Below are 19,569 nucleotides of genomic sequence, written 5' to 3'. Positions count from 1 at the left end.
TAAACAATTGTTTAAAATAGGTGTTGAAATCCCTTTGCAACAGGTTCAGACTAATCTTTAACCTGGTTGGAGGCCAAACCAGTCAAAATCAAACCGGCAATGAACCGGTATTCACGGAGATAGAACATGATTTACCAAGGTGAAACCCTATCCGTAAGCTATCTGGAAGATGGCATTGCGGAAATCAACTTCAATGCGCCAGGCAGCGTCAACAAGCTTGATCGTAAGACCCTGGAAAACCTCAGTGAAGCTATCAACGCGCTGTATCAGCAAAATGAGCTGAAAGGCGTCATCCTGACTTCCGGTAAATCCGCCTTTATTGTTGGTGCGGACGTCACCGAGTTTCCTGACATCATGACCCAAGACGCGGATGTTCTGTCCAGCTGGCTGGCAGAAGCCAATGTCATTTTTAACCGCCTGGAAGACATCCCGGTTCCCACGATTACCGCGATTACCGGCTTTGCATTGGGTGGCGGCTGTGAGTGCGTACTGGCAACCGACATGCGCGTTGCAGATCATACTGCGCTGGTAGGCCTGCCAGAAACCAAATTGGGCATCATGCCTGGCTGGGGTGGCTCCGTACGCCTGCCTCGCCTGATTGGCGCCGATCCGGCCATGGATATCATCGCTGGCGGTAAAGCCAAAAAAGCCGACGAAGCCTTAAAACTCGGGATTGTGGATGCCGTCGTGGCACCAGAGGCCCTGCGCGACGCTGCGCTGACCATGCTCAAAGATGCCATTGCCGGCAAGCTGGAATGGCGAGCACGCCGTGAGCAGAAAAAAGCGCCACTGAAACTGAACAAAATCGAAGCGACCATGAGCTTCACTATGGCCAAAGGCATGGTGATGCAAGTGGCCGGCCCTCACTATCCTGCGCCAATTACTGCAGTTAAGTGTATTGAACAAGCCGCTGGCATGAGCCGTGATGAAGCCCTGCAAGTGGAAAACAAAGGTTTCGTGGCCCTGGCTAAAAGTGACGTCGCCCCAGCGCTTGTGGGTATCTTCCTCAATGATCAGTACATCAAAGGCAAGGCCAAGCAAGCGGCTAAAGAAGGCAAAGACACTCAGCGCGCAGCCGTTCTGGGTGCCGGTATCATGGGCGGCGGTATTGCCTACCAGTCTGCATTAAAAGGCGTCCCGGTTGTCATGAAAGACATCGCTCAGCCATCGCTGGATCTGGGGATGAATGAAGCCTCTAAACTGCTGAACAAGCAGTTGGAGCGCGGCAAACTGAACGGCCTGAAAATGGCGAAAATTCTGTCATCCATTCAGCCCACCCTGCATTACGCAGGCATTGAAGAAGCCGATGTAATTGTTGAAGCTGTGGTTGAAAACCCGAAAGTGAAAGCCGCAGTACTGGCAGAAGTGGAAGCGCTTGTCGGCGACGATACAGTGATCACCTCGAACACTTCGACCATTCCAATCAACCTGCTGGCGAAATCGCTGAAGCGCCCGGAAAAATTCTGCGGCATGCACTTCTTCAACCCTGTACACCGCATGCCACTGGTGGAAATTATCCGCGGTGAGCACACTTCGGAAGAGACCATTTCGCGCGTGGTGGCTTACGCGGCCAAAATGGGCAAATCCCCTATCGTGGTCAACGACTGCCCCGGGTTCTTCGTTAACCGCGTCCTGTTCCCTTACTTTGCCGGTTTCAGCCTGCTGCTGCGTGACGGCGCGGACTTTACCAAAGTTGATAAAGTCATGGAGAAGAAATTCGGCTGGCCGATGGGTCCGGCTTACCTGCTGGACGTTGTCGGGATCGACACCGCGCACCATGCCCAGGCTGTGATGGCAGAAGGCTTCCCGGAGCGCATGGGTAAAGATTACAAAGATGCGGTCGACGTGATGTTCGAAAGCCAGCGTCTGGGTCAGAAAAACGGCCAAGGCTTCTATGCCTACTCGGTTGATAAGAAAGGCAAGCCGAAGAAAGATCTGGCACCCGAAGTGGCTGAACTGCTGGCCCCTGTTGTCAGCCGTGCTGCTGATTTCAGTGATGAAGACATCATCGCCCGGACCATGGTGCCTATGATTAATGAAGTGGTGCGCTGCCTGGAAGAAGGCATCATCGCTACACCGGCAGAAGCGGATATGGCGCTGGTCTACGGCCTGGGCTTCCCTCCGTTCCGCGGCGGGGTGTTCCGTTACCTGGATTCAATCGGCCTGGCGAACTATGTCGCAATGGCAGAAAAATTCGCGCATCTGGGCGCTGTTTACGAAGTCCCTGCCGGTCTTCGTGACAAAGCCGCTAAAGGCGAAAGCTATTACAACGCACCAGTAAACGCTTAAGGACGAGGAACACACACATGAATAACGTCGTAATTGTTGATTGCATCCGTACCCCGATGGGGCGTTCAAAAGCCGGTGCTTTCCGAAACAAACGTGCTGAAGATTTGTCAGCACACCTGATGAAAGGCCTGCTGGAGCGTAACCCTCAGGTTGACCCAACGGCCATTGAAGATATCTACTGGGGCTGTGTCCAGCAAACGCTGGAGCAAGGCTTCAACGTTGCCCGTAACGCAGCACTGCTGGCCGGTATTCCGCACACTGTCGGTGCCACCACCATTAACCGTCTGTGCGGTTCTTCAATGGACGCACTGCACAGCGCCACCCGTGCCATTATGGTCGGTGATGCCGAGATCTGCCTGGTCGGCGGCGTGGAGCACATGGGCCACGTGCCGATGAACCATGGGGTAGATTTCCACCCGGGTCTGTCTAAATCTGTGGCCCAAGCTGCCGGTATGATGGGTCTGACCGCTGAAATGCTGGGCCGTATGCACGGCATCAGCCGTGAGCAGCAGGATGCGTTTGCCGCACGCTCTCACCAGCGCGCTTATGCCGCGACCGTTGAAGGCCGCTTCAAAAATGAAATTCTGCCTACCGAAGGCCATGACGAAAACGGCATCCTGAAAGTCTTCGACTATGATGAAGTGATTCGCCCTGAAACCACAGTTGAAGGTCTGGCGGGTCTGCGCCCGGTGTTCGACCCGGCCAACGGCACAGTGACAGCCGGTACCTCATCTGCCCTGTCTGACGGTGCTTCAGCCATGCTGATCATGAGCGAAAGCAAAGCCAAAGAACTGGGTCTGCGTATTCGCGCCCGTATCAAGTCAATGGCAGTCGCCGGTTGCGATCCATCGATCATGGGGTACGGCCCGGTACCTGCGTCGAAAAAAGCGCTGAAACGTGCCGGTCTGACTATCGATGATATCGGCATGATCGAGCTGAACGAGGCCTTTGCCGCTCAGTCTCTGCCATGCGCCAAAGATCTGGGTCTGTTGGATGCAATGGATGAAAAAGTGAACCTCAATGGCGGTGCCATTGCATTGGGTCACCCGCTGGGCTGTTCCGGTACCCGTATCTCAACCACGCTGATCAACCTGATGGAACATCAGAATGTGAAATACGGTCTGGCAACCATGTGTATCGGCCTGGGTCAGGGTATTGCGACCATTTTTGAGCGCGTTGACGACTAATCCGTTACCGCAGCACAGATCAAGCCCGCACCTGACGCGGGCTTTTTTATATCGGCAATCAAACAAAAACTTGTTTTAGGTTCAGCTATGAGACATTCTGACTCATTACAATCGCAAACAGACGCTTATTCCCAGCACGGAGAACCGTAATGTTTAAGGCACTGATCCTCAACCAGCAAGACAACACCACACACGCTCAGGTGGGCAACATTGACCACAGTCAGTTGCCGGACGGCGATGTTACCGTGGCTGTCGAGTATTCCTCACTCAATTACAAAGATGGCCTGGCGATCACAGGCGCAGGTAAAATCATCCGCCAGTTTCCCATGGTCCCGGGTATCGACTTTGCCGGTACTGTCATCACATCCGATGATAGCCGCTACCAGGCGGGCGATCCTGTGGTACTGACCGGCTGGGGGGTCGGCGAAACTCACTGGGGCGGCATGGCTCAGCAGGCCCGCGTGAAAGGCGACTGGTTGGTGCCCCTGCCCGCAGGTTTAAACGCCGAACAGGCAATGGTCATCGGTACAGCCGGCTTAACCGCTATGCTCTGTATCCAGGCGCTGGAAGATGCAGGTGTCACGCCTGAGTCTGGCGAGATTCTGGTTACCGGCGCCAGTGGGGGTGTCGGTTCTGTTGCCGTGACTTTGCTGTCCAGACTGGGGTATCGCGTTGCAGCGGTCACCGGCCGCGCTGCTCAAAATGCAGCACTGCTGAAACAGCTGGGAGCAGAGTCCATCATTGATCGCAGTGAACTGGAGGAAGCGGCCAAACCGCTGGAGAAACAGCGCTGGGCAGGTGCAATCGACACTGTGGGCAGTAAAGTCCTGGCCAAAGTGCTGACCCAAATGGATTATAATGGCGCGGTCGCGGCCTGTGGACTGGCCGGCGGTTTTGATTTACCGACTACAGTGATGCCTTTCATCCTGCGTAATGTACGGCTGTTGGGGGTCGATTCTGTCTATTGCCCCTACGAAAAACGCCAGCAGGCATGGCAACGTCTGAGCAAATTGCTGCCGGATAGTTTTTATCAGCAAGCCGGCCAGACCATTTCGCTGGAACAAGTACCAGAATTTGCCCAAGCCATTATTCAAGGCCAGGTCACCGGGCGCACGCTGGTTAAACTGTCCTGATAAACCATCACTCATCACCCGGTCTGCCACACGGGCCGGGTGATTTTTTCTGTACCCCGGATAAAAAAATCCCGCTATAAAAGCGGGGAAGCCCAAGAAAACTGGGGAGTGTAGTAGATGTGAAAGTTAGCTTTCCTCTTCTTCAAGCTCAGGAGAATGAGAGAGCTCGAGCCAGAGTCCAATCGCCGCGGCAACTAAGCCAGCCAGCGAAAAGAGTGTTAAGTCGCTTGCATTGCGCAGTACAATAGAGCAGAAAGCGATAAAGCACAGCACACAGTAAATAGTCAGTCTATCCATCTGAGTAATCATTTTCGCCTCCCTGCGATGACAAATTGGTTAACAAGTTGTTAACTAAGTTACACATAATTGTTACCTTTGCCAACCCCCGGTTGATTGTTTATTATCCGTGAGTATGATCTGGCTCTCATTTACGATATGGCTTCACTATGATCACGAAATTTGAATCCGCCACTCACAATCTGGAAGCACAAGGGCTGCGTTGTCCGGAACCTGTCATGATGGTGCGTAAAACGATTCGCAGTATGGCAGATGGCGACACATTATTAGTGCTGGCCGATGACCCGTCGACCACCAGAGACATCCCCAGCTTTTGCCGGTTTATGGACCATACGCTGCTGGCAGCGGAAACAGACTCACTGCCATACCGCTTCCTGATCCGTAAGGGCAAGCCATAGCAACAAGTTACAAAAATAAGTAAGGCAGCCTAACGCTGCCTTATGACAATCTCATTAATCGCAGGCATAACGCCCGCTCCCCGCTTGCTACAGGCCAAAAGCAGCACCCAGCGCCAGCACAGCAAACAGCACAGCGGTCACTTTGCGAATTAACCCCAGCGGCATTTTGTCAGCGGACAGCTTACCGATCAGCACCACAGGCACATTCGCCAGCAGCATCCCTATCGTGGTGCCCAGCACGACCAACATCAGGCCATCATGGTATTTTGCCCCGAGCATCGTGGTTGCCACCTGGGTTTTATCGCCAATTTCCGCCACAAAAAAAGCAATAAAACTGGCAACAAACGGGCCGCGGTTTGAAATGGTTTCATCGTCATCCAGTTTATCCGGGATCAAAATCCAGCCCGCCATCACCACAAAACTCACGACCAGCACCCATTTTAAAATCTCAGGCGATAAGTAATCAGCAACGACCACCCCCAACCAGGCCGCCAAAGCATGGTTGGCCAGGGTCGCCAGGAAAATGGCCAGAATGATAGGAACAGGCTTACGGTAACGACTGGCCAGCAACAAGGACAGCAGCTGGGTTTTGTCCCCAATTTCCGCCAGGGCGACCGTAGTAATTGAAACAGCTAAAATGCTCACGACATGCTCATTGGGGCGAGGATTATAATTTTAACCAAAGACAAACAGACACGCCCCACCCCGGTTCATGTCGATTTGCCTATGGTCTCGCCAAACTGACCGGAGTGATGGTCAGTCACAATCACCATGAAGATTTTGCTTCAATTATGTTGATGATTGTTCCGTCAGAACGGAAGGCTACTCCCCAAAGGAGGTCGCATGATAGCCAGAATGGCACCCGGAATCAAGTGACGAAAAGGGAAGCCAATGGCTTCCCTTCCTTCCAAACACATGCTGCTTCGTGGATTAAGAAGCTGTCGGGCTTAATACAATTTCCACCCGGCGGTTTTGCGCGCGTCCCTGATCACTGCTATTGGAAGCAATCGGGTGCGCTTCACCCATCCCTTTGGCCAGAACACGCTGCGCCGCTACACCCGTACGCACCAGATAATTACTGACTTCGCTGGCACGCACCTGAGACAAGCGCAGGTTATAAGCTTCAGATCCTGTGCTGTCCGTAAAACCGTAGATGTTCAACTGGGTCTTATTGTATTCCTTCACCACCAGGGCGACGTTTTGCAGCGCATTCATCGCCTGCTGGCTCAGGTTCGACTGGTCAACACCGAAAGTGATGGAGTTTGGCATGTTCAGCACAATCTGATCGCCTTCACGCGTCACACTGATACCGGTTGATTCCAGTTGCTGTCGCAGCTTTGCTTCCTGCACATCCATGTAATAGCCAACACCACCGCCCAGCGCCGCACCGGATGCCGCACCGATCAGCGCACCTTTCCCCCGATCACTTTTGCTCGAAGAGGCCACACCGATAGCCGCACCAGCGACTGCACCAATCAGAGCCCCACTGGTTGATTTGGCCGTCTGATCTTCACGCGTATAAGGGTTAACTGTGGTACAGCCCGTCGCGACCATAGAGGTAACACCGGCCAAAAGGATAGCGTGTACCCACTTACGTGATGTCGTTGAATTCAGTTGTTGCATGTTGTTTCCCCGATAAATTGTCTGTTTACCCAACAGAATGCCTTTTCCGCTAAGCATTTTCCTGCTGCATTGTAGTCAAGCAGAGGCGGCAGATATCAAAAATCTGTCAATTTTTTACCCTGTTTCTGCTTATAGCGGAAGCCTGATGACAAAAATTTACATTCGATACCGTTATGCACAAAAAACGTGCGCAGCCCCTACTCCCTCAAGGCGACCCAAGGTATACTGGATTGTTATCTTTTCTACTTATATCAACGGATCTCGCGAAGCTGACAATGCAAAAATACGACATCAAGACCTTTCAGGGCATGATTCTGGCGCTTCAGGATTACTGGGGCCAGCAAGGTTGTACTATCGTGCAGCCGCTGGATATGGAAGTGGGTGCTGGTACCTCGCATCCAATGACCTGCCTGCGTGCTCTGGGCCCGGAGCCGATTGCGGCCGCCTATGTGCAGCCATCACGCCGCCCGACTGACGGCCGTTACGGTGAAAACCCGAACCGTCTGCAGCACTATTATCAGTTCCAGGTGATCATCAAACCATCGCCGGACAACATTCAGGAACTTTACCTGGGCTCGCTGGAAGCACTGGGCGTAGACACGCAGGTACATGACATCCGCTTCGTGGAAGACAACTGGGAAAACCCGACGCTGGGTGCCTGGGGTCTGGGTTGGGAAGTGTGGCTGAACGGTATGGAAGTGACCCAGTTTACCTACTTCCAGCAAGTTGGCGGCCTGGAATGTAAGCCGGTCACCGGTGAAATCACTTACGGGATTGAGCGTCTGGCCATGTACATTCAGGGCGTCGATTCTGTTTATGATCTGGTGTGGACTGACGGTCCTTTAGGTAAAGTGACCTACGGCGACATTTTCCACCAGAACGAAGTAGAACAATCAACCTACAACTTTGAATACGCTGATGTCGACTTCCTGTTCACTTTCTTTGATCAATGCGAGAAAGAATGTAAGTCACTGCTGGAGCTGGAACAACCTCTGCCGCTGCCGGCTTACGAGCGTATTCTGAAAGCTGGCCATGCCTTCAACCTGCTGGATGCCCGTAAAGCGATCTCGGTGACTGAACGTCAGCGATATATCCTGCGCATCCGTAACCTGACCAAGCAAGTGGCTGAAGCCTACTATGCCTCACGTGAAGCACTTGGCTTCCCGATGTGTAAAAAAGACAAGTAAGGATCACGCATGGCTGACAAGAATTTTCTGATTGAACTGGGTACGGAAGAGCTACCACCAAAAGCCTTGCGCACCCTGGCAGAAGCCTTTGCCGACAACTTTACGGCGGAACTGAACGCGGCTGAATTAGCCTTTGACCAGATCAAATGGTACGCCGCACCTCGCCGGCTGGCCCTGAAAGTCACCGCTCTGGCAGAAGGTCAGGCCGACAAAGTGGTCGAGAAACGCGGTCCGGCGATCAGCGTAGCTTTTGATGCCGACGGTAACCCAACCAAAGCTGCTCAGGGCTGGGCCCGTGGCAACGGGATTACGGTTGAGCAGGCCGAACGCCTGAAAACCGACAAAGGCGAATGGTTGCTGTACAAAGAAGCCGTTAAAGGCAAAGCCGCAACCGAACTGCTGTGCGAACTGGCAGCGGCGGCCCTGGCAAAACTGCCTATCCCGAAACCAATGCGCTGGGGCGATAAAGAGACCCAATTTATTCGTCCGGTGAAAACCCTGGTCATGCTGCTTGATGACGCACTGATCCCAGGCACGATTCTGGGTGTGGAATCGGCACGTACCATTCGTGGCCACCGTTTTATGGGTGAAGCGGAGTTTAGCATTGAACATGCGGATCAGTACCCTGCCATCCTGGAAGAGCGCGGTAAAGTGATCGCTGACTACGACACCCGTAAAGCGCACATCATTGCCGGCGCCAAAGAAGCCGCCATTGCCGTTGGCGGCACCGCCGATCTGGAAGACGAGCTGGTTGAAGAAGTCACCTCGCTGGTCGAGTGGCCGGTTGTCCTGACCGCCTCTTTTGAAGAAGCATTCCTCAACGTACCGGCAGAAGCCCTGGTGTACACCATGAAAGGTGACCAGAAGTACTTCCCTGTCTATGACGCGGCGGGCAAGCTGCTGCCTAAGTTCATCTTCGTGTCGAACATCGTGTCGAAAGAGCCGCGCCACATTATCGAGGGGAACGAGAAAGTCGTCCGTCCTCGTCTGGCTGATGCGGAATTCTTCTTTAACACCGACCGTAAGCGCCCGCTGGTTGATCGCCTGCACGAGCTGGACAGCGTGCTGTTCCAGAAACAGCTGGGCACCCTGCGTGACAAGACAGATCGTATTACCGCGATGTCCGGTTACATCGCTCAGCAAATTGGTGCCGATGTTGAACACGCAGAGCGTGCTGGTCTGCTGTCAAAGTGCGATCTGATGACATCCATGGTCTTCGAGTTTACTGATACTCAGGGCGTGATGGGCATGCACTATGCGCGGCTGGACGGTGAGCACGAAGATGTCGCAGTGGCGCTTAACGAGCAATATATGCCCCGTTTTGCCGGCGACAGCCTGCCGGGTTCCGATGTCGCCGCTGCAGTTGCACTGGCTGACAAAATGGACACCCTGGTCGGTATCTTCGGTATCGGCCAGCACCCGAAAGGGGCCAACGACCCGTTCGCGCTGCGCCGTGCCGCTCTGGGTGCCCTGCGCATCATGGTCGAAAAAGGCTATCAGCTGGATCTGGTCGATATGATTGCCAAAGCCAAAGCGCTGTTTGGCCATAAGCTGACCAACCATAACGTCGAAGCCGATGTGATTGATTTCATGCTGGGCCGCTTCCGTGCCTGGTATCAGGATGAAGGCCACACGGTTGATGTGATTCAGGCCGTTTTGGCCCGTCGCCCAACCTCACCGGCTGACTTTGATAAGCGCGTTAAAGCGGTCAGTCATTTCCGCTCTCTGGATGCGGCGGAATCGCTGGCTGCGGCCAATAAGCGGGTCGGCAATATCCTGGCGAAATTTGACGGTGAGTTAGCTGCGGCAATCGACAGCCAGTTGCTGGTTGAAGACGCCGAAAAAGCCCTGGCGAAAGACGTGGAAGCGGTGACCGCTAAACTGGCCCCTGTCTTTGCTGCCGGCGATTATCAGCAAGCCCTGTCAGAGCTGGCGACTCTGCGCGATTCGGTCGATGCCTTCTTCGACAACGTCATGGTCATGGCTGAGGATGAAGCACTGAAAGTGAACCGTCTGACCATGCTCAATCAGCTACGGAATCAGTTCCTCAAAGTGGCAGATATTTCCCTGCTTCAGAACTGACAGTCATTGCAGAGCGTCACCGACGCGCTGACCTGATCACAAAGCCCGCAGATTACTGCGGGCTTTTTTTTACCTACTAGTTACCTGCAGGTCCCACTTGTCAGGCCCTGCAGCTGACAGGCAGAATCTAAGACCTGACTGCCGGCTCGCTGCCGCAGCGTGTTTCACGTGAAACAACCCAGTCATACAGTCTGCTTTGCTCGGCTATTCCTGAACCCGATGTAATGAAGACAACGATACATGATCCCAGGTCCAATGTTGCTCCGGACTGACTTTTATCCCCCCGACCCAATACGTGCCGGACACCATCTTTTGCTGCTGTGACAGGCATAATCTGCCCTGCTCAGTCAGACTGACAGTCTGTTCCAGCCAGGAATCTGCACCAGTTGACGACTCAAGACAGATTAAAGGCTGACTGCCTTGCAGCAACGGCTTGAGCAATACCCAGAACATCAAATCACCCAAAAAGGGTAACGGCTCCAGTGATTGATAGCCTCGGAACAGATCGGGAACCGTCATCGTGCCTGATGTCGACAACACAGACAGTGCCAACGACTGAGTCAGGCTTAGGCCGGAATGCTGATGAGGCAGTTCCTGCAAATGGCGGCGTATCACCTGCGACATGTTTTCGAATCGGCTCAGCCAGGGAGCATTGAGCAAGGCAAGCAGCGCGGCAGGATCAGGGAACAAAACCCCTGCCACAGTTCGCTCGCTTTCTCCAGGGTCACAGAATCGACAGACCGTCTGTGCTGCCAGAGCGATCTCAGCCCCTCGGCGGGTAACTGGCCCAGTCCGATAAAACGGGTGTTGCCCGGAAAATGATTCACTTCGATGATCTCAAGCTGACGGTCGGCCACATCCGGCAATGTCGCCAGATACGCCAGCAAGCGAATCAGCATAAGTTGATCGTAATTATCGTGTTCCACCCAGAATACCAGCCTGCGATACTCAGGGTTTGCGAGCTGCACTAGCTTATCCGCCGTCTCTGTCTGGATGTCATGCGTCGTGCGCGGATCGCCGATCTCACTCAGTAAATACTGCCGGATGTACTCAGCCCGTTGCCGTTCGAAGTCGGGCGCAGCAGTGAGCGGGCCCATGCAGTAGGGATCGATAAAAGGCAAGAAGTCGCCATGAAAACCCGCCTGCGCTAAGCGCTGCGCAATATCATGTCCGCAGCGAATGTGTAAGGTAGCGAGATCCTTATCCAGCGCTTCACCCCCTGCACTATTTGCTGTTTGTGATGCTCAAGCATTTCCGCATGGTGTTTCAGGCGGCTCCAGCCGGGCAGGCCACACTCCCTGGCCATCACGAATTGGATATCAGCCAGTTTGATATTGTCCGGGTTGAGCTGTGCCTGTTTCGGATGGAACTGCTGAACGGATTGCAAGGCATGGTGATCGCCGCTGCGTACGGCTTTCAGGCGATGCTTCGCCTGGGATTTGAGATAGCTTAGGTTGAACGAAAACGCATTGTCTGAATTCATGATTTCCCCATTCTCTTGAACTCCTGTGCTCGCCTGACAGAAGAGAAGGCAGAAATACGTTGTCGGCTGTGTTACAGCAAAGCCAATGACCCTGGAGACTATCCTTTCCGCGAGCAGGAGGCGCAGGCAGCGCCATTCAAGGTTACAACACCCAGCCCATGATGCAAGCTCCAATCTCAGGTGCAGTCACCTGATAATTCGCCAACGCGCTGACTATCATCCTCCCGGCTCGCGACTCCCCACTCGCTGCATTTCGGGCCGAACCAATACCGCAACGATTCACCGGTTCGATTCATCTAAACTTAAGGTGACACGCCTGATTTACGTCTGTGTTTCACGTGGAACCTCTGATGAACACTATGTTGGGCTGGGGTGACTCAAGCCACTTTCACTGTATGAATCATTGTTGTATGTTGTTTGGCTCACCCACAAAATAATCACAACAGACACACTGAGGTCGAAGCAAGATGGAGTTTTCTACATTCGGTAACAAGTTTGCCCGCTACTCAGGCATTACCCAGCTGATGGATGATTTGAACGATGGCCTGCGCAATCCGGAAGCCATTATGCTAGGCGGCGGTAACCCGGCACAGATACCCGCGATGGTGGCGTACTTTACCCAGCTCAATGACAGTTTGAATCAAAGCGGCGAGTTGACTGCTGCCATGACAAACTATGATGGGCCGCAGGGGAAAAACACCTTCATCAATGCGCTGGCCGCTCTGCTGAGTGAGCGTTACGGCTGGGACATCAGCAGCAAAAACATCAGCCTGACCAACGGTAGCCAAAGCGCCTTCTTCAGTTTATTCAACCTGCTGGCGGGTGAGTTTCCCGATGGCCGCCACAAGAAAATCTTGCTACCCCTGGCACCAGAATATATCGGCTACGGTGATGCCGGCGTCAGCCCGGATATGTTTATCTCTTATAAGCCGGAGATAAGCTTACTGGACAATGGCCTGTTCAAGTACAACGTCGACTTCAACGCCCTGACCCTGGATGACAGTATCGGTGCAATTTGCGCATCGCGGCCGACCAACCCGACCGGCAATGTCCTGACCGATGAAGAAATTCGTCATCTGGATCAGCTCGCCCAGCAGCACAACATCCCATTGATCATAGATAATGCTTATGGCATGCCGTTCCCCGACATCATTTTTGAAGACGTCACCCCCTTTTGGAACCGCAACACTATCCTGTGTATGAGCCTTTCTAAACTGGGCTTACCTGGTGTGCGCTGCGGCATCGTCATTGCCAGTGAAGAGATCACCACAGCACTGGCCAATATGAATGGCGTGCTCAGCCTGGCGCCGGGGAGTGTTGGCCCGTCGATTGCCAACAAGATGATTGAACAAGGCGACTTGCTGCATTTGAGCGAAACGGTCATCAAGCCTTACTATCAGAAAAAATCTCAGCAGGCAGTGCAATGGCTGCAACAAGCCATCCCCGATCCGCGTTTCCGGATCCACAAGCCGGAAGGTGCCATGTTCCTTTGGCTGTGGTTTAAAGAACTGCCGATCACCACCATGGAACTGTACCGACGCCTGAAAGCACGAGGCGTATTGATCGTGCCCGGCGAATATTTTTTCATTGGATTACAGGAAGACTGGCAACACGGTCATGAATGCCTGCGCATGAACTATGTGCAGGAAGATGAAAAGATGCAGCGCGGTATTGCCATCATTGCCGAAGAAATCGCAAAAGCATACCAGGAGAAATAAACTCCTCTGGCAACGACAGTGATTCATCAGGGCCTGTCAGGCCCTGTTTTTGCTGGTTATCAAGATAAGGGGACAGCGCTGTCAGCACTGTGGTTTGTCGCATTCGGTAACCGCACCATAGACACGAACTGATGGTCCTGTGATAACAGATGAAAACCGTGTCTCTGGTATAGCGTGAAGACCTGATTTCCCTGTAAATACATCAGCTGACAGGGTAAGTTCTCCGCATCGCAAATGGCCTCAAGCAAAGACATCACCGCCGTGCCTATCCCCCGCCCCTGCCATTCAGGTAACAGAAAAAAGCGACTGAAATACAAATACCGGCAGCTCGCTTCTCCAGCGGCAGACGGGTCAGCTTCAGTAACAGACTCAAGCAACACACTGCCAATCGGTGTATCGTGCCAGCAGATCAAGGTCGGTTTACAAGCCCGCCATTCTTGGTGATGAAGCTGATATTGCACCTGCTCGTCCCAGCCAAAGACCTTAGTGACTGCGGTTTTCTCGGCCGCTGTCTTGAGCTGAAAGATAAACGCTTCGTGCGTCTCTTGCGCATCACGAAAGTTTACACCATGCTGCTGACCTGCGCCGAAGCACAGCGTGTCAGGCCAACATGTGTATCTTCGTCTGCCTGACGTCCTCTCGGTCACTGCCATGTGCCACCACCTCTCCTTTGATAATCACTTCGGATTAACCCGTATAAATGTTTCACGTGAAACACGGCTGAACCAGCAACGCCACTGACACTGCTGTTTCACGTGAAACATTACGCGCGGTTGAACTGAGCAAAGTTTCTGACTCCCATGAAAAAGGCCAGCGCTGAGGCTGGCCTTCCATACAAACAGAGAAAACTTAAATGCTGTCACTGACCACCGATTCATCACGACCAATCAAACGCTGACCGTTAATGGCAATCTTACGCGGTTTTTCCTCTTCAGGAATTTCCCGCTCCAGCTCGATGTGCAGCAAGCCGTTTTCCATTGAGGCACCTACCACTTTGACATGGTCCGCTAACTGGAACTTGCGCTCGAAATCGCGCTCAGCAATACCTTGGTACAGGTAATGGCGCTTTTCTTCGTTGCTGTCGGCATCGGCACGCTTGCCCGTCACAATCAGGCGGTTTTGATGCTGGCTGATGTCCATCTGCGCTTCAGAAAAACCGGCCACCGCCATGGTAATACGGTAGTGGTTTTCATCCTGCTGCTCTATGTTGTATGGAGGATATCCGCCATTACTGTTATTGAGGTTTTGCTCCATCTGGTTGAACAGACGGTCGAAACCAATGGCAGAACGATACAGGGGAGTAAAATCTAAGGTACGCATAATCACTATCCTTCTATGAAGCAATACTATTACGAAAATCAGTCATGAAGCGGGTTTTCCTCGTGGACAAACCGTCGAAGGCCCAATGTCTGGCACCTCCTGCTTCACCAATAGATATAAGGGCAACTGAAATGGCTTCAAGGGAGAATTGAAAAAAATTGTCGGCACGGGTTCACAACGACAGCTCGCCCCAGGACAAGGACAAGGTAGATTACAAGGTCTCAAGCCAGCAACTGACGACGGTATTCGCCCGGCGCCTGCCCTGTCCAGCGCTTGAACGCGCGGTGAAAATTGGCATCGCTGGCAAAGCCCACCAGGTACCCGATTTCACTTAAGGATAAATCCTGCCGGCGAATATAGTTCAGCGCCAAGGTTTTGCGACTGTGTTCCAGTATCTGCGTATAGCTGGTGCCCAGTTCACTGAGTTTACGCTGCAAATTACGCACGCTCATCCCTAACGCAGCCGCCACTTGGGTTTGGCTCGGAGCGCCCAGAGAGAGCCGTTCGAGAATTTTGCACTTCACCTGGTGCACCAGATCGTTGCGATCGATACGAGCCAGAAATTCGTTGAGGATCTTTTCATGTCCTGCTCTGATCGCCGGGTTGCCGCTGAGCAATGGTTGTCTGGCGGCACTACTGTCAAACGCCAGCAAATTACGCGGCTGACCAAAGCTGACCGGGCACTGGAAGAATGCCGTCAGGTACTGCCCGTGATCGGCTGGCGGGTAAAACTGGAACGTGACATAAGCCGGTTTCAAATCGGCAGCAACCACATCACGCGCAAAACTGACCACCATGGCCATAAAAGCTTCCAGCTCCTGGCGACGCATCAATAAAGATGCTTCTTCATTCCTGGCCACCAGCGCAACATCCAGCACCAGCGCATCCGGGTTGTCGATGAGTTGCAGATTACTGATGTCGCAAACCACGCTGTTGTAGGCGACAAGCTGTAACAGCGCTTCTTCCAGCGTATCCGCCGACATCATGGCGTAACCCAGAATATGAAACACACCGGGATGAAAATACCGTGCAATCTGAACGGTAAAATCCTGCTCAGGTAAAAAGCGGTTGCAGTAATCAATCAGGGCCGACAATTTTCGGATGGGGACCCGTACTTCCTGGCTCTGCAGTTCACGGAGGTCGAGGCCGCATTCATGCAGGGCCTGCTCCATATCCAGTCCATGATGTTGCATCGCTTTCGCGATGGGGATCATCCAACTGCTCAGGGTTGAGTAATAGCCTTCCATCAATACTGCCCCGCTCTCATGCGGCTTGCCTCCCAGAAATGTCATCGCAGCTGCCGATTGCACCGATCAACAATAAATTGGCGTGAACAGACATAGCCAAACCCGGCTGCTCATATAAAGTCCATGTTAAGGCGATGTTAATAGTATTGACGGGGAATGTCGAATGCGATGATCGCCAAACCTACAGCAGATCAACAGGACAATCTGAACGATTGCAACCAAAGAGAGCGACTATGGAACCTTTCAACCCGGCCACCAGCCAGGATACGCACACTGTACTGAACCAGCCAACCCCCTTAGAACACTACAACGCTTATGATTCAGATGGCATATTGAAATATTGGGTAGCCCAGTTTTCCGGGGACTGGGCCAACAGTCGATTATCGAGCTTTGGTCATCATATTGGCCATGAATTACAGGAAGCCGGTTTTCTGGCCAATAAGCATTTACCGGAGTTTCAGCCCCATAACCGCTTCGGATACCGGATTGATCAGGTCGATTACCATCCGGCTTACCACCAGCTGATGGCGCACGCGATCGAAAACGGCCATACCAGCCTGCCCTGGACACAGCCCAAAGCCGGTGCCCATGTTGCCCGGGCAGCACTGGCCTTTATGCACAACCAGGCCGATCCCGGTTCAGGCTGCCCGCTGACCATGACCTTTGCCTGTGTGCCAGCCCTCAAGCACCAGCCAGACGTGGCAGCCCTCTGGCTGCCGAAAATCACCGCCACCGTCTATGACGGCAGTAACACACCCTATTTCGACAAAGCCGGTGTCACCATCGGCATGGCGATGACAGAAAAACAGGGCGGCTCGGATGTCCGGGCGAACAGCACACGTGCCACGCCTGTCGCTGACGCCGGACCGGGCAAACTCTACAGCCTGGTCGGTCACAAATGGTTCTGCTCTGCCCCGATGTGTGATGCGTTTCTGGTGCTGGCCAAAACCGGCGAAACACTGTCCTGCTTCCTGGTGCCACGCTGGCGCGAAGACGGCAGTAAAAACCCGATGCACATCCAGCGGTTGAAAAACAAGCTGGGCAATCAATCCAATGCCAGCTCTGAAATCGAGTTTCGCGGCGCACACGGCTGGCTGCTCGGCGAGGAAGGCCGCGGTATCCGTACCATTATTGATATGGTCGCCCTCACCCGCTATGACTGCATGATCGGGTCCAGTGCCCTGATGGCCCAGGCCGCCAAAGAAGCGATCTGGCATACCTCAGGCCGCAGCGTCTTCGGCCGCAATCTTCATGACCAGCCGCTGATGATCAATGTGCTGGCTGATCTGGCGCTGGAAGCCGAAGCGGCGCTGGCGATCACCATGCGCATTGCGCATGCGCTGGATAACAGCAAAGACAGCACACAAGCGGCGCTGATCCGCAGTGCAACGGCCATCGGCAAATACTGGATCTGCAAGCGGGCGATTCAGCATACCGCCGAGGCGATGGAGTGTATTGGCGGTGTGGGCTATGTCGAAGAGAACATTGCCAGCCGGTTGTATCGCGAAGCGCCGGTCAACTCGATCTGGGAAGGCTCAGGCAATGTGCAGTGCCTCGACCTGCTGCGCGTGCTGCAGCGCGAACCCGAGACCTTCAGCGCCCTGTTTGCCGAGTTTGACCAGGCACAAGGGAAGCACCCGCTGTTTGACCACAAGCTGGCACAACTGAAAGCCGAATTTGCCCGCACGGAAAACATTGAGGTCCGTGCCCGACAAATGATGGAGCAACTGGCGCTGATCTGGCAGGCCGCGACTCTGTTCAGCTATGGCGAACCACACATTGCCGAGGCCTTCGCCCAGGCGCGCTTATCCGATCATTATTTCCAATTCGGCACCCTGCCGGCAGACATCGATGCCAAATCCATCGTTGAACGAGCGCTGGCCAAAATCTGAACCACCCACCCGATAACAATAAGCCTCCGCCATGACGCGGAGGCAATCCCTGAACGGAACAAGAAGAGAGCACATCATGGATGCATACCAATACCTGAACACTTTTACCAACCTGGCGGATTTTCTGGCAGACGGTTTTGCCCGCTATGCAGATAAGCCGGCCTTTCACTGCCTGGGACAAACCCTGACCTACAGTGATATTGAGCAGCGCTCGCGGCATCTTGCACAGTGGCTGCAGCACCAAAGCGGGCTGCAGGCCGGTGATCGCATTGCCATTCAGCTGCCCAACATTATTCAGTATCCGATTGCCGCCTATGCCGCCATCCGCGCCGGACTGGTCGTGGTCAATACCAACCCGCTCTACACCGCCAGGGAAATGCAGCACCAATTCAGCGATGCCGGTGTGAAAGCACTGATTATTCTCGAAGACTTGTTACCCAAGTATGAAGCCATCCGCGATCAGGTGCCGGTGGAAAACGTCCTGGTCACCGCCGCAACCGATCTGCTGACAAACAGTACCGAGGCTGGCCATCAGTATCTTGCCTTGAATGCGGTGATTGCGAGCGGCAAACAACAGCCCACGCTGCGCCCGAATACGGCCGGCACGGATGACATCGCCGTGCTGCAATACACAGGGGGCACAACCGGGGTCGCCAAAGGGGCATGCCTGAGCCATGGCAACATTCTGGCCAATGCTGCACAAATGAGTCACCGCATTTTGCAAAAAGGCGTCCCGGGCGAGGAAACTTTTGTCTGTCCACTGCCGCTCTATCACATCTATGCCTTTACGGTGAACATGATGGGGCTGTTTTATCTGGGCGCACAAAACGTGCTGATCCCGAATCCGAGGGACATAGAAGGCTTCATCAAGATCCTGAAAAGCCAGCGCTTTACCGGGTTTGCCGGTATCAATACCCTGTTTGTCGGTTTATGCCAGCACCCGGAATTCAGACAACTGGATTTCAGCGCCCTGAAAGTTACCTTTTCCGGCGGCGCAGCCCTGACAGGTAAAGCGTTCGAGCTGTGGCAATCCATCACAGGCTGTACCATCACCGAGGGCTGGGGGCTGACAGAAACTTCGCCGGTATCGACACTCAACCCCTTCGACAGCGAACAGATCAACAGTGTCGGGGTGCCGCTGATAAACACTGTGGTTGAAGTCTGGGATGAGCATCACCGGCCGCTGCCTCAGGGCGAAGTGGGCGAGTTGGTGATCAAAGGCCCGCAGGTGATGCAGGGCTACTGGCAGCGTCCGGATGAAACCGCCAAAGTACTGGTCAATGGTTTCGTCAAAACCGGCGACCTGGGTTTGATTGCGCCGGATGGGTACATCAGGATAGTCGATCGACTCAAGGACATGATCATCGTCTCTGGCTTTAACGTGTACCCGAACGAGATTGAAGAAGTGCTCTGTCGCCACCAACACATAGTCGAAGCGGCTGTGGTCGGAGAAACCGATGAAAAAACCGGCGAGGCTGTCCATGCACACATCACCACTTCGGTGTGTTTGGACGAAGCCGAGATCATCGCCTTCTGTCGCGAACACCTGACGGCCTACAAGGTGCCCAAGCGTATTTCCGTGCATCAGGAATTACCCAAATCGACTGTCGGTAAAATCCTGCGCCGTGAACTGCGCCCAGCCTGATGAACCATCATAACCCGCATAAAAAACGCCGCTCTGTCTGAGCGGCGTTCGTCGATCAAGTGTGTACT

18 protein-coding genes and 1 riboswitch are annotated in these 19,569 nt (G+C 53.7%); of the genes, 9 read left to right on the top strand and 9 right to left on the bottom strand.

Annotation, left to right across the window (positions count from 1 at the left end; translation table 11 throughout):
- The first annotated feature begins 126 nt into the window (after positions 1-126).
- From fadB to acuI, 3 genes are all read left to right on the top strand, one after another.
- Positions 127-2,289: a fatty acid oxidation complex subunit alpha FadB gene (gene fadB, locus P4S53_RS09390; RefSeq protein ID WP_337112486.1), complete on the top strand. Its 2,163-nt coding sequence runs from the start codon at positions 127-129 to the stop codon at positions 2,287-2,289.
- A 17-nt stretch (positions 2,290-2,306) separates the two neighbouring features.
- On the top strand, positions 2,307-3,476 hold the full coding sequence (gene fadA / locus P4S53_RS09385) for an acetyl-CoA C-acyltransferase FadA (RefSeq protein WP_337112485.1): 1,170 nt from the start codon (positions 2,307-2,309) through the stop codon (positions 3,474-3,476).
- Positions 3,477-3,625: 149 nt separating this feature from the next.
- Complete coding sequence (gene acuI, locus P4S53_RS09380) at positions 3,626-4,609, top strand: acrylyl-CoA reductase (NADPH) (protein WP_337112484.1); 984 nt, start codon at positions 3,626-3,628, stop codon at positions 4,607-4,609.
- Between the two features lie 126 nt (positions 4,610-4,735).
- Here the strand turns inward: acuI and P4S53_RS09375 are convergent, their stop codons facing one another.
- Positions 4,736-4,906, bottom strand: a complete 171-nt coding sequence (locus P4S53_RS09375) for a hypothetical protein (protein ID WP_442958654.1) — start codon at positions 4,904-4,906, stop codon at positions 4,736-4,738.
- A 149-nt stretch (positions 4,907-5,055) separates the two neighbouring features.
- Here P4S53_RS09375 and tusA point away from each other — a divergent pair, with 149 nt between their 5' ends.
- On the top strand, positions 5,056-5,304 hold the full coding sequence (tusA, locus tag P4S53_RS09370; protein ID WP_337112481.1) for a sulfurtransferase TusA: 249 nt from the start codon (positions 5,056-5,058) through the stop codon (positions 5,302-5,304).
- Between the two features lie 87 nt (positions 5,305-5,391).
- Here the strand turns inward: tusA and P4S53_RS09365 are convergent, their stop codons facing one another.
- Positions 5,392-5,949, bottom strand: coding sequence for a TMEM165/GDT1 family protein (locus P4S53_RS09365; RefSeq protein ID WP_337112480.1), 558 nt, complete (start codon positions 5,947-5,949; stop codon positions 5,392-5,394).
- A gap of 92 nt (positions 5,950-6,041) precedes the next feature.
- Positions 6,042-6,143, bottom strand: a riboswitch (yybP-ykoY riboswitch).
- 91 nt (positions 6,144-6,234) lie between these two features.
- On the bottom strand, positions 6,235-6,927 hold the full coding sequence (locus P4S53_RS09360; RefSeq protein WP_337112479.1) for an OmpA family protein: 693 nt from the start codon (positions 6,925-6,927) through the stop codon (positions 6,235-6,237).
- 275 nt (positions 6,928-7,202) lie between these two features.
- On the opposite strand from P4S53_RS09360, the gene glyQ reads away from it, so the two are divergent.
- A complete protein-coding gene (gene glyQ / locus P4S53_RS09355) occupies positions 7,203-8,114 on the top strand; it encodes a glycine--tRNA ligase subunit alpha (protein ID WP_027251759.1) in 912 nt (303 codons plus the stop codon).
- Positions 8,115-8,123: 9 nt separating this feature from the next.
- On the top strand, positions 8,124-10,196 hold the full coding sequence (gene glyS / locus P4S53_RS09350; RefSeq protein WP_337112478.1) for a glycine--tRNA ligase subunit beta: 2,073 nt from the start codon (positions 8,124-8,126) through the stop codon (positions 10,194-10,196).
- Between the two features lie 204 nt (positions 10,197-10,400).
- Here glyS and P4S53_RS09345 read toward each other — a convergent pair whose 3' ends face one another.
- Genes P4S53_RS09345 through P4S53_RS09335 form a run of 3 tightly spaced genes read right to left on the bottom strand, consistent with a single transcriptional unit; the run spans position 10,401 to position 11,679 of the window.
- Complete coding sequence (locus P4S53_RS09345) at positions 10,401-10,898, bottom strand: hypothetical protein (RefSeq protein ID WP_337112477.1); 498 nt, start codon at positions 10,896-10,898, stop codon at positions 10,401-10,403.
- Positions 10,835-11,359 (bottom strand): DUF1835 domain-containing protein, encoded by a 525-nt coding sequence (locus P4S53_RS09340; RefSeq protein ID WP_337114457.1) that lies wholly within the window; start codon positions 11,357-11,359, stop codon positions 10,835-10,837. The genes P4S53_RS09345 and P4S53_RS09340 overlap by 64 nt, the downstream gene beginning before the upstream one ends.
- On the bottom strand, positions 11,344-11,679 hold the full coding sequence (locus P4S53_RS09335) for a hypothetical protein (RefSeq protein ID WP_337112476.1): 336 nt from the start codon (positions 11,677-11,679) through the stop codon (positions 11,344-11,346). Before P4S53_RS09335 ends, P4S53_RS09340 begins: the two co-directional genes overlap by 16 nt.
- A 467-nt stretch (positions 11,680-12,146) precedes the next feature.
- Between P4S53_RS09335 and P4S53_RS09330 the strand changes: the two genes are divergently transcribed.
- The gene (locus tag P4S53_RS09330; protein WP_337112475.1) at positions 12,147-13,397 is read left to right on the top strand and encodes a valine--pyruvate transaminase; all 1,251 of its coding nucleotides are present in this window, start codon (positions 12,147-12,149) and stop codon (positions 13,395-13,397) included.
- Positions 13,398-13,456: 59 nt separating this feature from the next.
- On the opposite strand, the gene P4S53_RS09325 is transcribed toward P4S53_RS09330, so the two are convergent.
- The 3 genes from P4S53_RS09325 to P4S53_RS09315 form a co-directional block, all read right to left on the bottom strand.
- A complete protein-coding gene (locus P4S53_RS09325; RefSeq protein WP_337112474.1) occupies positions 13,457-14,050 on the bottom strand; it encodes a GNAT family N-acetyltransferase in 594 nt (197 codons plus the stop codon).
- A gap of 196 nt (positions 14,051-14,246) precedes the next feature.
- Entirely contained in the window at positions 14,247-14,717 is a 471-nt protein-coding gene (locus tag P4S53_RS09320) for an Hsp20 family protein (RefSeq protein ID WP_337112472.1), read from the bottom strand.
- A gap of 221 nt (positions 14,718-14,938) precedes the next feature.
- Positions 14,939-16,009 carry an AraC family transcriptional regulator gene (locus P4S53_RS09315; protein ID WP_337112471.1) on the bottom strand — a complete coding sequence of 357 codons (1,071 nt, stop codon included), beginning with the start codon at positions 16,007-16,009 and terminating at the stop codon, positions 14,939-14,941.
- A gap of 188 nt (positions 16,010-16,197) precedes the next feature.
- Between P4S53_RS09315 and P4S53_RS09310 the strand changes: the two genes are divergently transcribed.
- Together P4S53_RS09310 and P4S53_RS09305 are read left to right on the top strand one after the other, a co-directional pair.
- Positions 16,198-17,856 carry an acyl-CoA dehydrogenase family protein gene (locus P4S53_RS09310; RefSeq protein WP_337112470.1) on the top strand — a complete coding sequence of 553 codons (1,659 nt, stop codon included), beginning with the start codon at positions 16,198-16,200 and terminating at the stop codon, positions 17,854-17,856.
- A gap of 76 nt (positions 17,857-17,932) precedes the next feature.
- Positions 17,933-19,501, top strand: a complete 1,569-nt coding sequence (locus P4S53_RS09305) for an AMP-binding protein (RefSeq protein WP_337112469.1) — start codon at positions 17,933-17,935, stop codon at positions 19,499-19,501.
- The last annotated feature ends 68 nt before the right edge of the window (positions 19,502-19,569 follow it).

The organism is Photobacterium sp. Hal280 (assembly GCF_037162255.1).
In the GTDB taxonomy this organism is placed as follows: Bacteria; Pseudomonadota; Gammaproteobacteria; order Enterobacterales; family Vibrionaceae; genus Photobacterium.
The sequence above is the reverse complement of the archived record's forward strand: the minus strand, read 5'-3'. Positions and strand labels throughout refer to the sequence as shown.